This is a genomic window from Haloparvum sedimenti, from assembly GCF_001462205.1.
Taxonomy (GTDB): domain Archaea; phylum Halobacteriota; class Halobacteria; order Halobacteriales; family Haloferacaceae; genus Haloparvum; species Haloparvum sedimenti.
This window is the reverse complement of the sequence record NZ_LKIR01000121.1, coordinates 49,604-66,290: the sequence shown is the minus strand read 5'-3', so window position 1 is coordinate 66,290 and position 16,687 is coordinate 49,604. Positions and strand designations below refer to the sequence as shown.

The following is a 16,687-nucleotide window of genomic DNA, read 5'->3' as shown; positions in this document are numbered from 1 at the left end:
CCGGCTGGGAGTTCCTCGACGTCGAGGCCGCCGCGGAGGCGGCGGGCTGGACGCTCGCGGGCGAGGAGCCCGAGGAAGAGGAATCGGCGGAGTCGACGCGGGACGACTGGCCCTGAAACGCGACGTGGAGCGTCCGGGCCCGGGACGTTTCGGTCCCCGTCTCGGACGCTGCTCCTGCTTCTGCTTCTGGGACCGGCACTACCCGGAAAACTCCAGTCGCTCGTCCGGCCGTCGTGAGACGGTCCGGCTGACTGCAGTCGCGGGTCGCGACTCACGAGTTTCCTCGCTCTTCGCGGGACACGGCACGCGCCGATTCGGTCATTGCGGCCGCCCTGCACCGCGACCGCCCTGCACCGCGACCGCCCTGCACCGCGACCGCCCTGCACCGCGACCGCCCTGCACCGCAGCGCGTCTCGCGGCCCTACTTCTTGTGCGTGAAGATGAGCGCCTGCCCGTCCTCGGTGCCGACGCAGAAGTCGAGCTGCTGGGAGAGGTTGAGGCTCGTCGGGTTCTCCTTGCAGACGACGAGGTCGTCGAACGGCTCCTCGCAGGCCGGGCACGCGACCGCCACCGTGTTCTGGTAGGTCTTGATCGTCCGGTTCTCCTCGCGCGGGGTCAAAGACGACACCAGTTCGTCGAGGTCCACCTCGTCCATGGGCGCTCCTTGCGAGCGGATCCGCTTAAAGCCGGGCGTCGGCCCGACCGGCGACGCCGACCTCCGAGGGGACCGTCACGCCGCCGCGTCGCCCGTCGAGACGAGGTAGATCCCCGCGAACATCACCGCGCCGCCGGCGGCCATGCCGAGCCCGACCGGCTCGTCCAAAAGGAGCGCGCCGAGCGCCGCGCCGACGACCGGCTGCGCGAAGAAGAACACCGCGACGGTGCCGGCGTCGACGTACTCCAGCCCCTTGTACCAGGCGTACCACGCGCCGGCGGTGCTGAGCACGCCGAGGTACAGCACCGCCGCGACCAGCGCCGGGGTGATCGGGATCGCCGAGAGCTCGACGCCGGTCGTCGCCAGCTCCCACGGGACCAGCACCGCGCTCATGGGCACCGCGAAGAGGGTGGAGTAGGTCGCCGTCTCCAGCGCCGAGTAGCGCCGAACCAGCGGCTTGCCCCACACCGTGTAGGCGGCCCAGCCGGCGCTCGCGAGCAGGAGGAACACGACCCCGGTCCGGTTGCCTGCCGGGATCGCGGTCAGGTCGTACTGCCCCGCGAGCACGAACAGCGTCCCGAGCGCCGCCAGCCCCATGCCGGCGAGCTTTCTGGGGCCCGCCTCCTCGCCGAAGGCGGCCACGCCGAACGCGAGCGTGAAAAGCGGCGTCAGCACCGTCAACAACGACCCCTGACTCGCGGTCGTGAGGTCCGTGCCGACGAACTGCGAGACGATGGTGAGCGCGACCATCGCGCCCAGCCCCGCGAACTGAGCCCACTCGCGCCGGCTGAACGACCGCGACGGCGAGGCGACGCGTACGACGACCAGCAGCGTCGCGGCGCCGACCGCGAGCCGCAGGAAGCTCAGCGTCAGCGGCGGGATCGTCTCGAACCCCCACTTGCTGACGACGTACATCCCGCCCCACAGCGCGGCGGCGACGAGGGGCCCGACCGCGAAGCCGCGTCCGCTCACTCGCCGTCGAGCGCCTGCCACGACAGCCGCGGGTTTCGCGCCGCGGACGTCTGGTCGATGCGGGCCGCGGTCGTGCGATTCGGGGCGTTCTCGAGCGTCTCGTCGTCGTCAGCGAACGCGCGGTTGAACGCCGTCGCGAGGTCGTCCAGCGACGACTTGTTCTCGATCTCGGTCGGCTCCGTCAGCATGGCGTTGTGAACCATCTCGGGCCACTTCGTCGTCGGCGGGTGGACGCCGTAGTCGAGCATCCGCTTCGCCACGTCGGCGGCGTCGCGGTCGCCCGAGGTCGCCGCGAACTCGTGGTGGTAGGGGCCGTACGGGATCTCCAGGTCCAACCGCTCGCCGAGGTAGTTCGCGTTGAGCACGGCCTTCGCCGCGGCGTCCGCGAGCCCCTCGTCGCCGAGCCGGGCGATGTAGGCGTACGCCTTGATCAGGACGAGCCAGTTGCCCTCGAAGCCCTGGACCTTCCCGATGGTCCGCTCGGGCTCGAAGCGCTCGTAGCCGGAACCGGACTCCGTCTCGCGGACGCGCGGAGTCGGGAGGAACTCCGCGAGCTCGTCGACCACGCCGACCGGGCCCGCGCCCGGCCCGCCGCCACCGTGGGGCGTCGCGAACGTCTTGTGGACGTTGTAGTGCATCACGTCGAAGCCCATGTCGCCGGGGCGGCCGCGCCCGAGCAGCGCGTTGAGGTTCGCGCCGTCGTAGTAGAGCAGCCCGCCGGCGCCGTGGACGATCTCGGCGATCTCGGTAATGTCGCGCTCGAAGAGGCCGACGGTGTTGGGGTTCGTCAGCATGAGCGCCGCGGTGTCCTCGGAGACGGCCGCCTCCAGCGCGTCGAGGTCGACGCGCCCGTCCTCGTCGGAGGGGAGCTCGACCACGTCGTACCCCGCAAGGGCCGCGGTCGCGAAGTTCGTCCCGTGCGCGGAGGCGGGGACGATCACCTCGCTGCGGTTCCCCTCGCCGTTCGCCTCGTGGTACGCCTTCGCGACGCGGATGCCGGTGAACTCGCCGGCCGCGCCCGCGGGCGGCTGGAGCGTGACGGCGTCCATGCCGCCGATCTCCGCGAGGTACTCCTGGAGGCCGTAGAGCACTTCGAGCGTCCCCTGCACCGACCGCGAGGAGCGGTCGGGGTGGACCGCGCCGTCGGGGTTGGCGGCCACGTCCTCGGTGAACTTGGGGTTGTACTTCATCGTGCAGGAGCCGAGCGGGTAGGCGCCGGCGTCGATGGCCCAGTTCATCTGCGAGAGCCGGGTGTAGTGCCGCGCGATCTCCGGCTCGGAGAGCTCCGGCAGGGTCACCTCGTCCCGCGTGAGCTCCTCGGGGAGCGGCGACTCCTCACGCACGTCGACGGTCGTCTCGTCCTTCTCCGACAGCAGCGGCTCGTGCTGTGCCTCCTCCTCGCGCGTGTAGCTGGCCTGGTCGTAGATCATGCTGCCGCCTCCAGGGCCGCGACCAGTTCGTCGGCCGCGTCCGCGTTCAGGTCGGTGACGCACACCTGCAGCAGGTGGTCGCCGATCGTGTGGACCGCGAAACCGGCCGCCTCCACCTCGTCGGCGACCGCGGCCGCGGGCTGGTCGGTCCGGACCGCGAACTCCCGGAGGTGGTGGCGGTCGTGGACCGGCGCGCCGTAGCCCGAGAGGTCGTCGATGCGCTCCGCGAGGTCGGTCGCCTCGCGAACGCAGTCGTTGGCGAGTTCGACGAGCCCCGAGGGGCCGAGGTGCGCGGCGTGCATCGCTGCACGAAGCGCCACCCACGCCTGATTGGTGCAGATGTTCGAGGTGGCGCGCTCCTTCCGGATGTGCTGTTCGCGCGTCTGGAGCGTCAGCGTGTACGCGCGCCGGTCGGTGGCGTCCTCGCTGGCGCCTACCAGCCGGCCCGGCACCTGCCGGAGGAACTCCTCGCGGCAGGCGAACAGCCCGAGGCCCATGCCGTAGGCGGCCGGGAGCCCGAGGGCGCCGGCCTCGCCGACCACCACGTCGGCGCCGACCGTGGCGGGCTCCTCCAGCACCGACAGCGCCACGGCGTCGGAGCCGAGCACGAACAGCGCGTCCGCCTCGTCGGCCACCGCGCCCACGTCGGCGAGCTGCTCCTCGATGCAGCCCCGGACGGTCGGGTTCTCGGCGTACACCATGACCACGTCCTCTCCCGCGCGCTCGCGGAGCGCGTCGAGGTCGACGTTGCCGTCCGCCATCGGGTACGTCTCGACGGCGAGGTCCGCGCCGTCGCAGTAGTTCGCGAGCACCGAGCGCTTCCCCTCGCGGAGCTGTTCGGGGACGAGCACCACGTCGCCGCTCGTGGAGCGCACGCGGTCCGCGAGCGTGGCCGCCTCGCCCAGCGCCGTCGCCGCGTCGTACATCGAGCAGTTGGCGATGCCGAGCCCCGTCAGCTCCACCAGCATCGACTGGTACTCGAAGAGCGCCTGCAGGAACCCCTGCGCGATCTCCGGCTGGTACTGCGTGTAGCTGGTCAGGAACTCCGCGCGGTCCGCGAGGTGGTCGACGACGCTCGGGACGTAGTGGGAGTAGTGACCCCGGCCGAGGAACTCGGTGAGGTCGTCGTTGTCCGCGAGCGTCTCGCGGAGCTCGGCGCGGATCTCGCGCTCGGAGCGCGCGGGGATGCCGAACTCGCCGTCGAACGCGACCGCGTCCGGGATGTCGAACAGGTCGCCTTCGTCGTCGGCGCCGACCGCCTCGAGCATCGCGGCCGTCTCCGCGTCCGTGTGGGGCGCGTACGGACTCCCGGCCTTCTGTCCGTAGTCGCGGCCGCTCATCGGCGTCCCCCGTTGGTTCCGGTCGTCATTCGATCTGGTCGCGGTAGTCGTCGGGCGAGAGCAGGGCGTCGAAGTCGGCGTCCGCGGCCGGCTCCACCTCGATCAGCCAGCCCTCCCCGTAGGGGTCCTGATTGAGCAGCTCCGGCGCGTCGAAGAGGTCCTCGTTGACCGCGACGACCTCGCCGGAGACGGGCGCGTACACGTCCGAGACGGCCTTGATCGACTCGACGACGCCGAACTCCTCGCCGGCGGTCACCTCGTCGCCGGCGTCGGGCAGCTCGACGAACACCACGTCGCCGAGCTCGTCCTGTGCGAAGTCGGAGATGCCGAACCGGACGGCGTCGCCGTCCGTCGTCGTCCACTCGTGCGATTCCAGATACCGTCGGTCGTCGGGAGTCTCGAAGCTCATGTGTCGATAAAGGGAGGGATCACAACTTCCGCGCGCTTCTCCTCGCCGCGGACCACCACGCCGACGCGGTCGCCCGCGTTCGCGTACTCGCTCCGCAGGTAGCCCAGCCCGATGGGCTCGTTCAGCGTCGGGCTCATCGTGCCGGAGGTGAGGTGACCGATCTCCGCGCCGGTCGTCTCCTCGCCGTCCTCGGCATCGTCCGCGTCGCCGCCCGGCCCGTCCGTCACCGCGTAGCCGCCGCGCGGGACGCCGCGGTCGAGGAGGCGGACGCCGACGAACTTCTCGTCGACGCCCTCCTCCTTCTGTCGTTCGAGGGCGTCACGGCCGACGAACTCCGTGTCGAGCTTCACCGCGAAGCCGATGCGGGCCTCGTAGGGGGTCCGTGGCTCCTCGTCGGGGTCGAAGTCCTGCCCGGACAGGAGGAAGCCGGCCTCCATGCGGAGCGTGTCGCGGGCGCCGAGCCCGCAGGGCTGGCAGTCGAACGCGTCCCAGACCGCCTCCGCGTCGGGGGTCGGACAGAGCACTTCGAAGCCGGCCTCGCCGGTGTAGCCCGTGCGGGCCACCCAGCTCTCGACGCCCGCGACCGCGGCGTGGGTCGCCTCGAACTTCGAGAGGTCGCGCACCGCCGCGGCGTCGGCGCCGCCCGCGGTGCTCTCGATGCCCTCGGAGCCGACCTCGGTCGCTTCGAACAGCAGTTCGGGCGCGTCGGGGCCCTGCACCGCGACCATCGCCCACTCCCCGGTCGTCAGCTCCACGTCGGCGTCGAGCGCGTGCTCGTCGCGGTACTCGACCCAGCGCGCGTACGCCTCGTCGTCGTGGCCCGCGTTCGGGATGAACAGGTACGCCGGCTCGTCGCCGTTCCGACCGGCCGCGACCCGGCCGTCGGCCGCCTCGCCCGCGGGCGTCCCGTCGGGGAGCCGATAGACGACGGTGTCGTCGTGCATGACCCCCTCCGCGTCGGTGATCGCCGCGTACTGGGAGTCGCCCGGGTCGAGCGCGGTCACGTCGTTCGTCGTCAGCCGCTGCATCAGGGTCGTGGCGTCCGGTCCGGCGACCTCGACCTCCCCCATGTGGGAGACGTCGAAGATGCCGGCCGCCTCGCGGACCGCCGAGTGTTCCGTGCGGATGGAGTCGAACTCCACCGGCATGTCCCACCCGCCGAAGTCCGTGAAGCGAGCGCCACGGTCCTCGTGAACCGCGTGCAGCGGCGGCTTCCGTCGGGCCATGTGCGCAACTACGGGCCCCGTACCTAATGTTTTGTTATCGCGGCCGTTCGGACGCGTTCCCGAGGCGGCGATCGCCCCCAATTCGATCCACGTTTCTGTATTTCTATCTCTCAATCGCGGTCGAGATCGCCTCGTTCGTGGGTCGCGTCCGCGACCGGGCGCCCGCCGTCGCTCAGGCCGGACCACGGTCGTGCGCGCACGGGGCCGAACCGCACCCTTAGGTAGTCGGAACCCTTACCGCGGGGCACGTGCCACCGAGAACCACGGTCCGTGTGAGTCCCCCACAATCGTTTTATCTGGCCGGCCGTGACGGCCGACAGCCGCGGGTTTCCACATGACTGACGCCACGGACGCATCCGACGGCGGTCTCGCCCGTCGAACGCCGCTCGCGACCGACGAGGCGGCCGCGCTGGCCGACCGGATCGTCGACAGCGTCGAGTCGGTGATCGTCGGGAAACACGACGCCGTCGAGCACATCCTCGTCACGATCCTCGCGCGCGGGCACCTCCTGATCGAGGACGTGCCCGGCGTCGGAAAGACGACGCTGGCGAAGGCGATCGCCGCCTCCGTCGACTGCTCGTTCAAGCGCGTCCAGTTCACGCCGGACCTGCTCCCCTCCGACGTGACCGGCGTGAACGTGTTCAACCAGCGTACCAGCGAGTTCGACTTCCAGCCCGGTCCCGTCTTCGCGAACGTCGTCCTCGGCGACGAGATAAACCGCGCGCCGCCGAAGACGCAGTCCGCGCTGCTGGAGGCGATGGAGGAGCGGCAGGTGACCACCGACGGCGTCACCCGCGAGCTTCCCGACCCCTTCTGCGTGATCGCGACACAGAACGACGTGGAGCCGGGGCGGACCTACGAGCTTCCTGTCGCGGAGATCGATCGGTTCACCAAGAAGCTCCGGCTCGGCTATCCGAGCCCGGACGAGGAGGCGGAGATCCTCGACCGGGTCTCCGGCGACCGCATCGGAAGGGATCGAGACGGGGAGGGCCGAGACGGAACGGGCCGCCCCGCCGGCGAGCATCCCGTCGAGTCGCTGGAGCCCGTCGCGACCGTCGAGGACCTCCGGCGCGCCCGCGAGACGGTCGCGAGCGTGGAGGCGACGGAGCCGGTGCGGTCGTACGTCTCCCGGCTGACCGCCTACACCCGCGAACACGCCGCCCTCGGCGCGAGCCCCCGCGGGAGCATCGCCCTCCTGCGGACCGCACAGGCCCGGGCCGTCCTCGACGGCCGCGACTACGTGATCCCCGACGACGTGCAGGGAGAGGCGCCGACCGTGCTCGCACACCGCATCAGGCCGGAGTCCGGCTCACGGACGGGCGCGGACGTGGTCGCGAGCGCGCTCGATTCGGTGGCCGTAGAGTGAGCCGATGGCCGCCCTCTCGGACCTCCGGCTCACGCGCCGCGGTCGCGTCGTCCTCGGTATCGTCGCCGTCGGGTTCGGCATGGCGGCGCTGTCGGGCGCGCGCTCGCTGAACGCGGTCGTGCTCCCCGGCGTCGTCGCGCTCGTCGCCGCCGCGGTCCAGCTCTCGCGGCTCGACGCGCCGAGCGTCCGCCGCCGGCTCCCGCCCGACGACTTCGTCGGCACGACTCACGAGGTCGTCCTGCGTTTCGGCGACGGCGACGCGCTCCGCGAGGCGCTCGACGCCCCCTTCGTGGCGACGGTCCGCGACGACCTCGGCGAGGGTCTCGCCGGTCCCGAGGCGCCGACGCGCGCGACGGTGGGCGCGGAGCCGGTCCGGTACGAAGTGACCTACGAGGCCCGCGGCGACCGGACGCTCGGGCCCGTCACGCTGTCCGCGACGGACGTGTTCGGGTTGCTGGAGCGCGACCTGCTCTGCCGCGGCACGGAGTCGGTGCTGGTGTATCCCGAGCGCCACCCCGTCGTCGGGTGGTTCCGCCGGGAGCTCTACCGCGAGGACGCGCTCGGCGCGAGTCGACAGCGCAACGAGTTCGACCGCCTGCGCGAGTACGCGCGCGGCGACGCGCTCCGGGACGTGAACTGGGCGGCGACCGCCAAGCGTGACGACCTGATCGTCAACGAGTTCGCCGCCGAGACCGACCAGCGCCGCGTCTCGATACGCGGCGGCGCGCGCGGCGACGGCGCGGACGACCTCGCGAGCGCGGTCGCGAGCGTCGCGCTGGCGCTGTTGGACGACGGCGTTCCCGTCGACGTCGCGGTCCCGAACGGTCGCGTCTCGACCGACGGCGGACCCGACAGCCGTCGGCGCCTGCTCGAACTGCTGGCGCGGACCCCCCGCGGTGCGGTGCCGGACGCGGACGCCGACGTGGTGATAGAGGCGGACCGCACCGGGACCACCGTCCGGATCGACGGCGACGAGATCCCCTTCGAGACGCTCCGTCTCTCGGACGGAGACGCCGAGACCGGCTCGACTGCCGCGGTCCGCCCTCCCGATGACGCCGCACGACGGGCGACCGCCGGGGGTGATCCGCGGTGAGCGGCGGTCCGTCGGCCGGAGGTGACGACGCGCTCGGCGATGGCGGCGGCCCGCCGACCGACCGCGAGAGCTCTCCCGACGGCGTCGGTCCCCTCGGGCTGGTGCCTGCCGGACTCGTCCAGCCCGCCGCGGCGGGCGTCGCGCTGGCGACCGCGGCCTACGTCGGGGTCTTCCTGTCGATAACCGACGTGGTCGGCGGGAGCGCGCGGCTCGCGGTCGCGGTCGCGGTCGCCGCGGCCGCGGGCGTCGCCGTCGCGCGCGTGCTCGCCCCGCGGGCGGCGGTGCTGGTCACCGGCGGGCTGTTCGTCGCCGGGCTGGCGGTCTACTACTTCTCGGTGCCGGCGAGCCAGCGCGCGCTGTTCTCCGTGCGGAACGTCGCCTTCGACACGGTCTCCCTTCTGACGGGGCTCTCCGTGCTGCGGCTGACCGCCGCCGAGCTGTGGGCGCTCTCGCTGGCGCCCGTACCGACGTTCCTGACGTGGTACCTCGCGGCGCGGGGCCGCCACGTCGCCGGCGCCTCGGTCGCGGCCGGCGCGCTCGGCTTCTTCGTGCTGACGGGTGACGCCGGCACGGCCGCCACGCTGGCGGGGGTGGTCGGCGTTTCGCTCGCCGCCGGGCTGACGACGCTGTCGGCGCCGGGAGCGCTCGCGGCGCGGCGGGGCACGCTCGCGACCGTGCTCGCGGCCATGGTGCTTCTGTCGGCGACGGTCGCGGTCGTGCCCGGCGGCGCGACCCAGCCGCTGCTGTCGGACCGGGGAACGCCCGGCATCGAGTCGTCGATCGTGGGTACACAAGACGACGTGCGGGTCGCCGGGTCGGTCCGGCTCTCCCCGGAGGTGCGGTTCACGGTCGAGAGCACGCAGGAGTCCTACTGGAGCACGTCGACGTTCGACCGCTACACCGGCGACGGCTGGGTGCGGACCGGCGAGACGGCGCCGTACGACGGGCCCGTCGAGGGGCCGCCGGGAACGACCGTGCAGGTCGATCAGACGGTCACGGCCGAGACCGACCTCGACGCGATTCCCGCCGCGCACAAGCCAGTCTCCGTGGGCGGTCAGACGGCCCGGAGCGCACAGGTCGACGGCGAGGGACGGATCCAGCCGGGCACCACGGTTCCCGAGGACGACACGATCGACGTCGAGAGCGAAGTCCTCGTCGCGACGCCCGAAGACCTCCGGACCGCCGGCACGGACTACCCGGCGGGGATCGAAGAGCGGTACACCCAGCTCCCCGAGAGCACGCCCGACCGGGTCGGCGAGCTGACCGGCGAGATCAGGACGGAGGCGGGCGCGGACAACCCCTACGACACGGCGCGCGCGGTCGAGCGCTACCTGGAGGAGTCGAAGGAGTACTCGCTGACCGTCCAGCGACCCGAGGGCGACGTGGCGGACGCGTTCCTCTTCGAGATGGACGCCGGCTACTGCGTCTACTTCGCGACGACGATGGTCGCCATGCTGCGCTCGCAGGACATCCCCGCCCGGTTCGTCACCGGGTACGGCCCCGGCGAGCGCGTCGCCCAGGACGAGTGGGTGGTCCGCGGACAGGACGCCCACGCGTGGGTGCAGGTGTACGTCCCCGACCACGGGTGGGTCCGGTTCGACCCCACGCCGAGCGCGGAGCGCGCGGAGGCCCGCGACGTGCGGCTGACGGAAGCGCGAAACGCGGGCGAGGCGGGCGTCGACACGGACCGCACCGTGCCCGAGTCCGAGGACGAGCCCGCGTCCACTCCGACGACGCCGACCGCGGAGCCGAACGGAAACGACACGGACGCGGAGACGAACGGGAGCGACGACGCGGCGGTCGGCGGCCCCGAGGCCGGCGGTCCCGCCGGCCTCGACCCGGACGATACGGGTGCGAGCGGGATCGACACCGTCTCGGCCGACGTGACCGGCGTCGAGGTGGAGGGTGAGCGGGACGATGGCGGGCTGTCGGTCGACCGCGACGCGGTCGGGTACGGCCTGCTCCTGCTGTTCGGCGTCGTCGCGGGGGCTCACCACGTCGGCGCGACGAGCCGGGCGTACCGGGCGCTGTGGCTCCGGTTCCCGTTCCGGCGGCGCGATCCCGACTCGGACGCCCTCCGGGCGTACGCGAGGCTGGAGTACCTGCTGGAGCGACGCTACCGCGCGCGGCGACCGGGTGAGACCCCGCGGGCGTACCTCTCCGCGCTGGAGCTTCGGGGCGTCGACGAGCGCACTGCGGTGATTCGCGATGCCTACGAGCGGGCGCGGTACGGCGACGGCGTCGACCGCGAGACCGCCGATGCGGCCGTGCGGACGGTCCGCCGGCTGGCGCTGGAGGCGACGCCCCTCGTGCGTCGGTTTCTGTGACCGTCCGCGGCGACCTCCGTGACCGCCCGCGGCCGCCCCCGTGACCGCTCACGCCGACCGGCGACGGCCGATCCTTTTGCCCCGGACGACGGCGCCCCTCCCGACACTATTTAATACCGCCGTCCAGTAGTCTCAGGCTGTAATGTCGGAAGTCTGCTCGACGTGCGGGCTGCCTCAGGAACTCTGCGTCTGCGAAGACGTTGCCAAGGAGTCCCAGCAGATCAGCATCCGCATCGACGAGCGTAGATACGGTAAGGAGGTAACGGTCATCGAAGGATTCGACCCCAAGGACGTGGACCTCGACTCGCTGTCGTCGGACCTCAAATCGAAGTTCGCCTGCGGCGGGACCGTCGAGGACGGCGCCATCGAACTTCAGGGGAACCACTCCGGACGCGTGGAGGACTTCCTCCGCGAGAAGGGGTTCAACGTCGCGTGACCGCCACCTAACCACCCCGCGTCGAGCACCGTTTTTCTGACCCAGCCGTCCAGCGGCTGCGCCGGCCCGATCCCCCACCACTAAGCGGGCCCCGATCCTCCCTCCGCCATGGAGACGTATCGACGGGTTGGGCTCGCGATCCTGCTGGCGATCGCGCTGACGGCCGCGCCCCTCGCGGGAGCGGTCGGCGGGGACGCGGTCGCCGGGGACTCGGTCGTCCGAGGCGCGGACGCGGTGAGCCTGTCGAGCAGCGACGCGATCCGGCTCGAGAGTTCGCTTCGGCGGGTCGACACCAGGGGGGAGTACGGCGCCACCTCGCGCGTGTCGCTGCCGGACGCGGTCACCGAGTTCCGGCTGACGCTTCCGGCTGGCGCGCGGGACGTGCGCGCGGACGGGTTCGCGAGCGAGGGCGACGGCGTCTGGCGCTGGGACGGGACGACCGAGGAACCCGCGCTGACTTACCGGATGCCCGCGAACCGGACGGTCGACGAGAGCGGGCCGCTGGAGGGACGCGGCGACTACCTGTTCGCGGACGCGGGCGACTGGGCGCTCGTCCGCCCGCCCGCGATCGGCGCGAGCTGGCGGAGCACTGCGGACCACCGGTTCGTCCGCGAGAACCGCGTCGACGGCGAGGGCGCCGCGAGCCGCGCGATGGCGTTCCTGGGCCCGCACGAGACGGTCACGCGCGAGGCGAACGGCCAGCGGTTCCGGCTGATCGTTCCGGAGGCGGCCGAGATGGCCGAACCGCCCGCGGACGTGCTCGACTCGATGGAACACGCCTCGGGGGCGATGCAGGTCGGCGACCGCGACCCCGAGGTGTTCCTCGTCGCGGCGCCGACCGGCGAGGTCGAGTGGGGCGTCAGGGGGATCCAGACCGGCGACGCGGACGTGTGGATCCGCGACGAAGAGCGGCTCGACACGGCGGACAACGTCTGGGTCCACGAGTACGTCCACACCAGACAAGGGTACCGGACCGCGTCGTCGGCGCGGTGGTTCACGGAGGGGGCCGCGACCTACTACGCCGCCTTACTGACGCTGGAGCGCGGCGGCACGGACTTTGCGGACTTCCGGAGCGTCCTCGCGCGCGGCGAGCGCGACCCGCAGGCATCGGCGACCCTATCGGACCCCGAGACGTGGGCGAATTACGCCCAGTACACGAAGGGAAGCCTCGTCGCGGGCGAGATCGACCGGCGGCTCCGGCTGGTGACCGACGGCGAGGCGTCGCTCGCGACCGTCTTTCGCGAGCTGAACGCGGCCGACGACCCCATCGACGGCGACCGGCTCCTGCGAGGCGTCGAGGAGGCCGGCGGCGGGGACGCCCGCGGGACCGCGGAGCGCTACACGACAACCGACGCGGTCCCGGGGACGTGGGACCGTGAGACCCACGACGAGGCGTTCGGCCGGCTCCCGGCCCGAATCGGCTTCTCGCTCGCCGACGCGGAGGCGGTGCGCGCGAGCGGCCCCTACCGCGACCGACCGGTCGAGCGCGACCCCGTCAGGCTCGTCACCGGCGAGACGCTCGAACTGGACGCGACCGTGGTCAACACCGGCGGCGTCGCCGGGGAGTACGACCTCGCGCTGACCGTCGACGGCGAGCCGGTCGACGCCCGGAGCGGCCGGATCGGGGCGAACGAGACGCTGGTCGAGTCCTTCGAGCGCGACTTCTCAGAGCCGGGCGAACACGAGGTCGCGGTCGGCGGCACGCGCCTCACGGTGATCGTGTCGGAGCCCGCGACCGCGACCGTTTCGAACCTCGTGGTCGAACCGAGCCGCGTGACCGCCGGCGACGAGGTGACCGTCACCGCGACCGTCAGCAACGACGCCGAGATCCCCGCCGAGCGCGACCTCGCGCTCGTGGTCGACGGCGAGACGAGGTCAGCCGAGACGATCAGGCTCGACGCGGGCGAGTCGACGACCTACACCGCCACCGTCTCGCTCGACGAGCCGGGCGAGACGACGATCGAACTCGGCGACGCGACCGCGGCGGTGACGGTCGCCCCCGCCGAGACGAGCGCCGACGGCGCCACGGGCGAAACCGACTCCGGCGTTCCCGGCTTCGGTCCCGCGGTCGCCGCGGCGGCGCTGACGCTGACCGCGGTGTTGGCGCGATGGCGGGCCTGATCGACGACGGGCCGCGAGGGCGCCGCCGACGGAGGTCGCCGACAGAACTGACTGACGCGGCACGACCGATCTACCTCCGAAAGGGCCATGTCCGCGGGGCGACTACGGCCCGCCGATGACGGCCGACGCCTACGACTTCCACCTCTTCGACCTCGACGGGACGCTCGTCGACGCGGAGTGGTCCTACACGCGCGAGGTGTTCGACGGCGTCGGCGACGCGCTCGGTCGCGACTTTTCGGACGCCGAGGCGCGCGTGCTCTGGCACGGGCTGGGGGGCTCGCGCGACCGCACGCTCCGCGAGTGGGGCGTCGAGCCGGCGGCCTTCTGGGACGCGTTCCACGCGAACGAGGACCCCGGTGCCCGCGCCGAGGCGACCTACCTCCACGACGACGCCGCGCGCCTGTTGGAGGCCCTGGAGGGACCGACCGGTCTCGTCACGCACTGCCAGCAGTTCCTCGCGGACCCGGTGCTCGACCGACTCGACCTGCGCGACCACTTCGACACCGTGGTCTGTTGCACCGAGGAGACGGGCTGGAAGCCCGACCCGGACCCGGTGAAACTGGCGATGGCCGACATCGGGGTCGACCCCGCCGCCGGCGACCGCGGCTACTACGCCGGCGACGGCGCGAGCGACGTGGGCGCCGCCTGGAACGCTGGCCTCGACGCGGTCCACGTCGAACGCCTCGGTCACGAGGAGCGCGGCCGCTGCGTCCTCGGCGACTACCGCGTGGCGTCGTTCGACGACTTCCCGGGCGCGCTCGGGGCCGAGTAGCACCGAAGACACTTATCCGACCGGCGAGCAGTCGCGGTCATGCGACGCCGCGCCCTCCTCGCAGCCGTCGGTTCGGGAGCCCTCCTCGCCGGTTGTGTCGACCGCACCGCGCCGACAGCCGAGTCGCCGACGGACGCCGATGCTGGAACCGCTTCCGGGACCGCCTCCGACACGGACGCGGCCGACACCTCCGAGCCGGTCGATATCGACTCCCGGTTCTACACGGAGCCGTGCCCGGACCTCGCCGACGCCGGATGGTGGATCGACCCCGACGACGAACTGGGGTGTTACCACCGTCTCGACGGCGACGAGGCGGTGCTTCTGGAACCCGCCTCGGAGGTCGGGACGCTCGGAGACTCCGTCGGGATGCGGCTCCACAACCGGACCGCGGACCCGATCCCGTTCGGCCCCTACCACTGGGAGGTGCTTCGCTACGACCGGAGCGACGGGGCGTGGCGCTCCGCGACCGACCGCGGCGCCATCGAGGACTATCAGGACCACGTCGAACCGGGCGAGACCCACGAGTGGGACGTGCACCTCGCCGTCGACGGCGACGCGCCCGACGACGAGACGACGGCGGGTGAGACCGTCGCGTTCCGCCCCGGCCGGTACGCCTTCGTCGTCGCGGCTCCGGATCCCGGGGACCTCGTCCACGCGGCGCTGTTCGAGGTCGAAGCCGGCGACGACCCCCCGGTGCCGGACGACGCGCTCCCGGACCCGGAATCGTCGGCGTTCCGCGACGAGCCGTGTCCGGCCGATCTCCGGTGTTTCCACGCGCTCGACGGGGACGAGCGTGTCTACCTCCACGCGGAGCCGGAGACGGTCGCGCTCGGCGAGGACCTGTCCGTCGAACTCTGTAACTGGTCGGGCGAGCGCGTGAGCTTCGGTCCGGACCACTGGGCCGTGAAGCGGCGCGAGGGCGAGGAGTGGGCCGCCGTCGACGAACGCGATATCCGGACCGATCTGGGTGCCGAGATCCGCTACAGTGGTTGCGCGGATCTCGGCGGGCGCGTCACCGCGACGGCCGCGGACGACCCGGGTTCCGGTGCAGGCATCGAGGAGGCGGTCGCGTTCGAGCCCGGCGAGTACCGCTTCGAGATCGACGCGCGCGGCGAGGACTGGGAACGGCGGTTCGCGGCGCGGTTCGACGTGGTCGAAGAGTAGTCGCTCCGAGCGCAGGGGCTCAGAACGCCTGCAGTTCCTCGAGCGTCGCGGCCGCGGAGCCGTCGGCGATCGCCTCGCGGGCGGCCTCGAGCCCCTCGTCGATGGTGTCCGCGTCCTCGCGGGCGTAGATGCGGAGCGCGGCGTTGAGCGCGATCGCGTCCGCGAAGCGGTCCTCGCGCTCGCCGGCGAGCACCTCCTCGGTGATGGTCGCGGAGTCGGCGGCCACGTCCTCGACGCCGAGGTCCTCGGTCTCGAAATCCATGCCGTACTCGGCGGTCTCGATCTCGAAGTCCTCGAAGCTGGAGCCGCCTTGCGTGCCGACGGCGTCCCACTCGGCGACCTTCGTGTAGCCGGGGCGCACGTCGTCGTACCCCTCCATCCCCTGGAACATCAGGACGCGGTCGAGGTCGTGGAACTCGCTCGCCTCGAACGTCTCGATCACCTTCTTGGCAAACGCGAGGTGGTAGAAGGAGCCGAGGTGGACCGACGCGCCCGCGGGGTTCGCCAGCGTCTCGACGGTGTTGACGAACGTCCGCACGCCCATCATGTCCCGGCGCTCCCAGAGGTCGTCGACAGCGGGGTTGAACGCCGGCTGGTAGTAGAAGCCGAAGCCGACCTCGTCGACCATCGCCGCGGAGTCGCGGGGCGTCAGCTCGGTTGCGACGCCCAGTTCGTCGAGGACGTGCTTGTACGAGTCCGCCTTCTGCGAGGGGACGCGGTCGCCGGAGTGGGCGACCACGGGAGTGCCGGCCGCGGCGGCGACGACGCCCGCCGCGACGCCGAGCAGCGCGGACCGCTCCTTCCCGTCGTAGTTCGCGCCGCAGTCGACGGGGTCGCAGTCCGGTTCGGCGTACTCGACGCGCTCGCACATCACGTCGGTGAACGCCGCCAGCTCCTCGGGGTTGTTCTTCTTCCAGCGGTTGGCGAGCCAGAAGGCGCCCAGCGTGGTCGGGTCGGGTTCGTCCGCGAGGATGCGCTCGAACGCCTCTCGGGCCTGCGCGCGCGTGAGGTCCGCGGCCGACTTCGGGCCGGAGCCGCAGACCTCGGTCATCAGCCGCTTGAGGGGCCACTCGCCGAACTCCGTGGTCGCCTGAGCCATACCCCTCGGTTCGGGTTCTCCGACGAAAAGCCTCCCGCTCGACTCCCGCGCAGCGGGAAGAACCGACCCGAAGAGCCGGACGCTGGTCGACGTTTCGCCTCGACTGCTTCGAGAACGAACCACAACAGTCGGGCGGCGTTCCTACGGCAACCGGCCGCGCTACACTCACGGCGGGAGTCGCGCGGCATTCCTGAAAAACGTCCGGGCGAGTGCGGTTACGGTGCTGTGTGGTCGGCGCGCGCGAGAAACGCGCGCGAGGGAGGCCGCGGGCCGGCCG

General features: G+C 72.2%; 14 protein-coding genes and 1 pseudogene. 8 read left to right on the top strand and 7 right to left on the bottom strand.

Annotated elements, in window-relative coordinates; translation table 11 throughout:
• A pseudogene (locus AN233_RS18425) lies at positions 1–116 on the top strand (DUF7124 domain-containing protein); the annotation flags it as partial.
• A gap of 305 nt (positions 117–421) precedes the next feature.
• On the opposite strand, the gene AN233_RS07600 reads toward AN233_RS18425, so the two are convergent.
• The 6 genes from AN233_RS07600 to gcvT form a co-directional block, all read right to left on the bottom strand.
• Positions 422–655, bottom strand: a complete 234-nt coding sequence (locus tag AN233_RS07600; RefSeq protein WP_058366197.1) for a DUF7385 family protein — start codon at positions 653–655, stop codon at positions 422–424.
• Between the two features lie 75 nt (positions 656–730).
• Entirely contained in the window at positions 731–1,627 is an 897-nt protein-coding gene (locus AN233_RS07595; protein ID WP_281176543.1) for a DMT family transporter, read from the bottom strand.
• A complete protein-coding gene (gcvPB, locus tag AN233_RS07590; RefSeq protein WP_058366195.1) occupies positions 1,624–3,057 on the bottom strand; it encodes an aminomethyl-transferring glycine dehydrogenase subunit GcvPB in 1,434 nt (477 codons plus the stop codon). The genes AN233_RS07595 and gcvPB overlap by 4 nt, the downstream gene beginning before the upstream one ends.
• Positions 3,054–4,397: an aminomethyl-transferring glycine dehydrogenase subunit GcvPA gene (gcvPA, locus tag AN233_RS07585; protein ID WP_058366194.1), complete on the bottom strand. Its 1,344-nt coding sequence runs from the start codon at positions 4,395–4,397 to the stop codon at positions 3,054–3,056. The genes gcvPB and gcvPA overlap by 4 nt, the downstream gene beginning before the upstream one ends.
• Positions 4,398–4,422: 25 nt before the next feature.
• Positions 4,423–4,806 (bottom strand): glycine cleavage system protein GcvH, encoded by a 384-nt coding sequence (gcvH, locus tag AN233_RS07580; protein ID WP_058366193.1) that lies wholly within the window; start codon positions 4,804–4,806, stop codon positions 4,423–4,425.
• On the bottom strand, positions 4,803–6,032 hold the full coding sequence (gene gcvT, locus AN233_RS07575) for a glycine cleavage system aminomethyltransferase GcvT (protein ID WP_058366192.1): 1,230 nt from the start codon (positions 6,030–6,032) through the stop codon (positions 4,803–4,805). The genes gcvH and gcvT overlap by 4 nt, the downstream gene beginning before the upstream one ends.
• Positions 6,033–6,366: 334 nt before the next feature.
• Between gcvT and AN233_RS07570 the strand changes: the two genes are divergently transcribed.
• From AN233_RS07570 to AN233_RS17260, 7 genes are all read left to right on the top strand, one after another.
• Entirely contained in the window at positions 6,367–7,398 is a 1,032-nt protein-coding gene (locus AN233_RS07570; RefSeq protein WP_058366191.1) for an AAA family ATPase, read from the top strand.
• A gap of 4 nt (positions 7,399–7,402) precedes the next feature.
• Positions 7,403–8,491 carry a DUF58 domain-containing protein gene (locus AN233_RS07565; RefSeq protein ID WP_058366190.1) on the top strand — a complete coding sequence of 363 codons (1,089 nt, stop codon included), beginning with the start codon at positions 7,403–7,405 and terminating at the stop codon, positions 8,489–8,491.
• Positions 8,488–10,818 carry a transglutaminase TgpA family protein gene (locus tag AN233_RS07560; RefSeq protein WP_245626033.1) on the top strand — a complete coding sequence of 777 codons (2,331 nt, stop codon included), beginning with the start codon at positions 8,488–8,490 and terminating at the stop codon, positions 10,816–10,818. The genes AN233_RS07565 and AN233_RS07560 overlap by 4 nt, the downstream gene beginning before the upstream one ends.
• Before the next feature lie 142 nt (positions 10,819–10,960).
• Positions 10,961–11,254, top strand: a complete 294-nt coding sequence (yciH, locus tag AN233_RS07555; protein ID WP_058366189.1) for a stress response translation initiation inhibitor YciH — start codon at positions 10,961–10,963, stop codon at positions 11,252–11,254.
• A 108-nt stretch (positions 11,255–11,362) separates the two neighbouring features.
• The gene (locus tag AN233_RS07550) at positions 11,363–13,375 is read left to right on the top strand and encodes a CARDB domain-containing protein (RefSeq protein ID WP_058366188.1); all 2,013 of its coding nucleotides are present in this window, start codon (positions 11,363–11,365) and stop codon (positions 13,373–13,375) included.
• Between the two features lie 115 nt (positions 13,376–13,490).
• The gene (locus AN233_RS07545) at positions 13,491–14,147 is read left to right on the top strand and encodes an HAD family hydrolase (protein ID WP_058366187.1); all 657 of its coding nucleotides are present in this window, start codon (positions 13,491–13,493) and stop codon (positions 14,145–14,147) included.
• A 39-nt stretch (positions 14,148–14,186) separates the two neighbouring features.
• Positions 14,187–15,311 (top strand): hypothetical protein, encoded by a 1,125-nt coding sequence (locus AN233_RS17260; protein ID WP_058366186.1) that lies wholly within the window; start codon positions 14,187–14,189, stop codon positions 15,309–15,311.
• Positions 15,312–15,330: 19 nt separating this feature from the next.
• Here the strand turns inward: AN233_RS17260 and AN233_RS07535 are convergent, their stop codons facing one another.
• Positions 15,331–16,410, bottom strand: a complete 1,080-nt coding sequence (locus AN233_RS07535) for an anthranilate phosphoribosyltransferase (protein ID WP_058366185.1) — start codon at positions 16,408–16,410, stop codon at positions 15,331–15,333.
• Between the last annotated feature and the right edge of the window lie 277 nt (positions 16,411–16,687).

Coding starts and splice junctions, on each gene's coding strand:
- AN233_RS07600 (WP_058366197.1), bottom strand. CDS start 655: ATGGACGAGGTGGACCTCGACGAACTGGTGTCGTCTTTGACCCCGCGC.
- gcvPB (WP_058366195.1), bottom strand. CDS start 3,057: ATGATCTACGACCAGGCCAGCTACACGCGCGAGGAGGAGGCACAGCAC.
- gcvPA (WP_058366194.1), bottom strand. CDS start 4,397: ATGAGCGGCCGCGACTACGGACAGAAGGCCGGGAGTCCGTACGCGCCC.
- gcvH (WP_058366193.1), bottom strand. CDS start 4,806: ATGAGCTTCGAGACTCCCGACGACCGACGGTATCTGGAATCGCACGAG.
- gcvT (WP_058366192.1), bottom strand. CDS start 6,032: ATGGCCCGACGGAAGCCGCCGCTGCACGCGGTTCACGAGGACCGTGGC.
- AN233_RS07570 (WP_058366191.1), top strand. CDS start 6,367: ATGACTGACGCCACGGACGCATCCGACGGCGGTCTCGCCCGTCGAACG.
- AN233_RS07565 (WP_058366190.1), top strand. CDS start 7,403: ATGGCCGCCCTCTCGGACCTCCGGCTCACGCGCCGCGGTCGCGTCGTC.
- yciH (WP_058366189.1), top strand. CDS start 10,961: ATGTCGGAAGTCTGCTCGACGTGCGGGCTGCCTCAGGAACTCTGCGTC.
- AN233_RS07550 (WP_058366188.1), top strand. CDS start 11,363: ATGGAGACGTATCGACGGGTTGGGCTCGCGATCCTGCTGGCGATCGCG.
- AN233_RS07545 (WP_058366187.1), top strand. CDS start 13,491: ATGACGGCCGACGCCTACGACTTCCACCTCTTCGACCTCGACGGGACG.
- AN233_RS17260 (WP_058366186.1), top strand. CDS start 14,187: ATGCGACGCCGCGCCCTCCTCGCAGCCGTCGGTTCGGGAGCCCTCCTC.
- AN233_RS07535 (WP_058366185.1), bottom strand. CDS start 16,410: ATGGCTCAGGCGACCACGGAGTTCGGCGAGTGGCCCCTCAAGCGGCTG.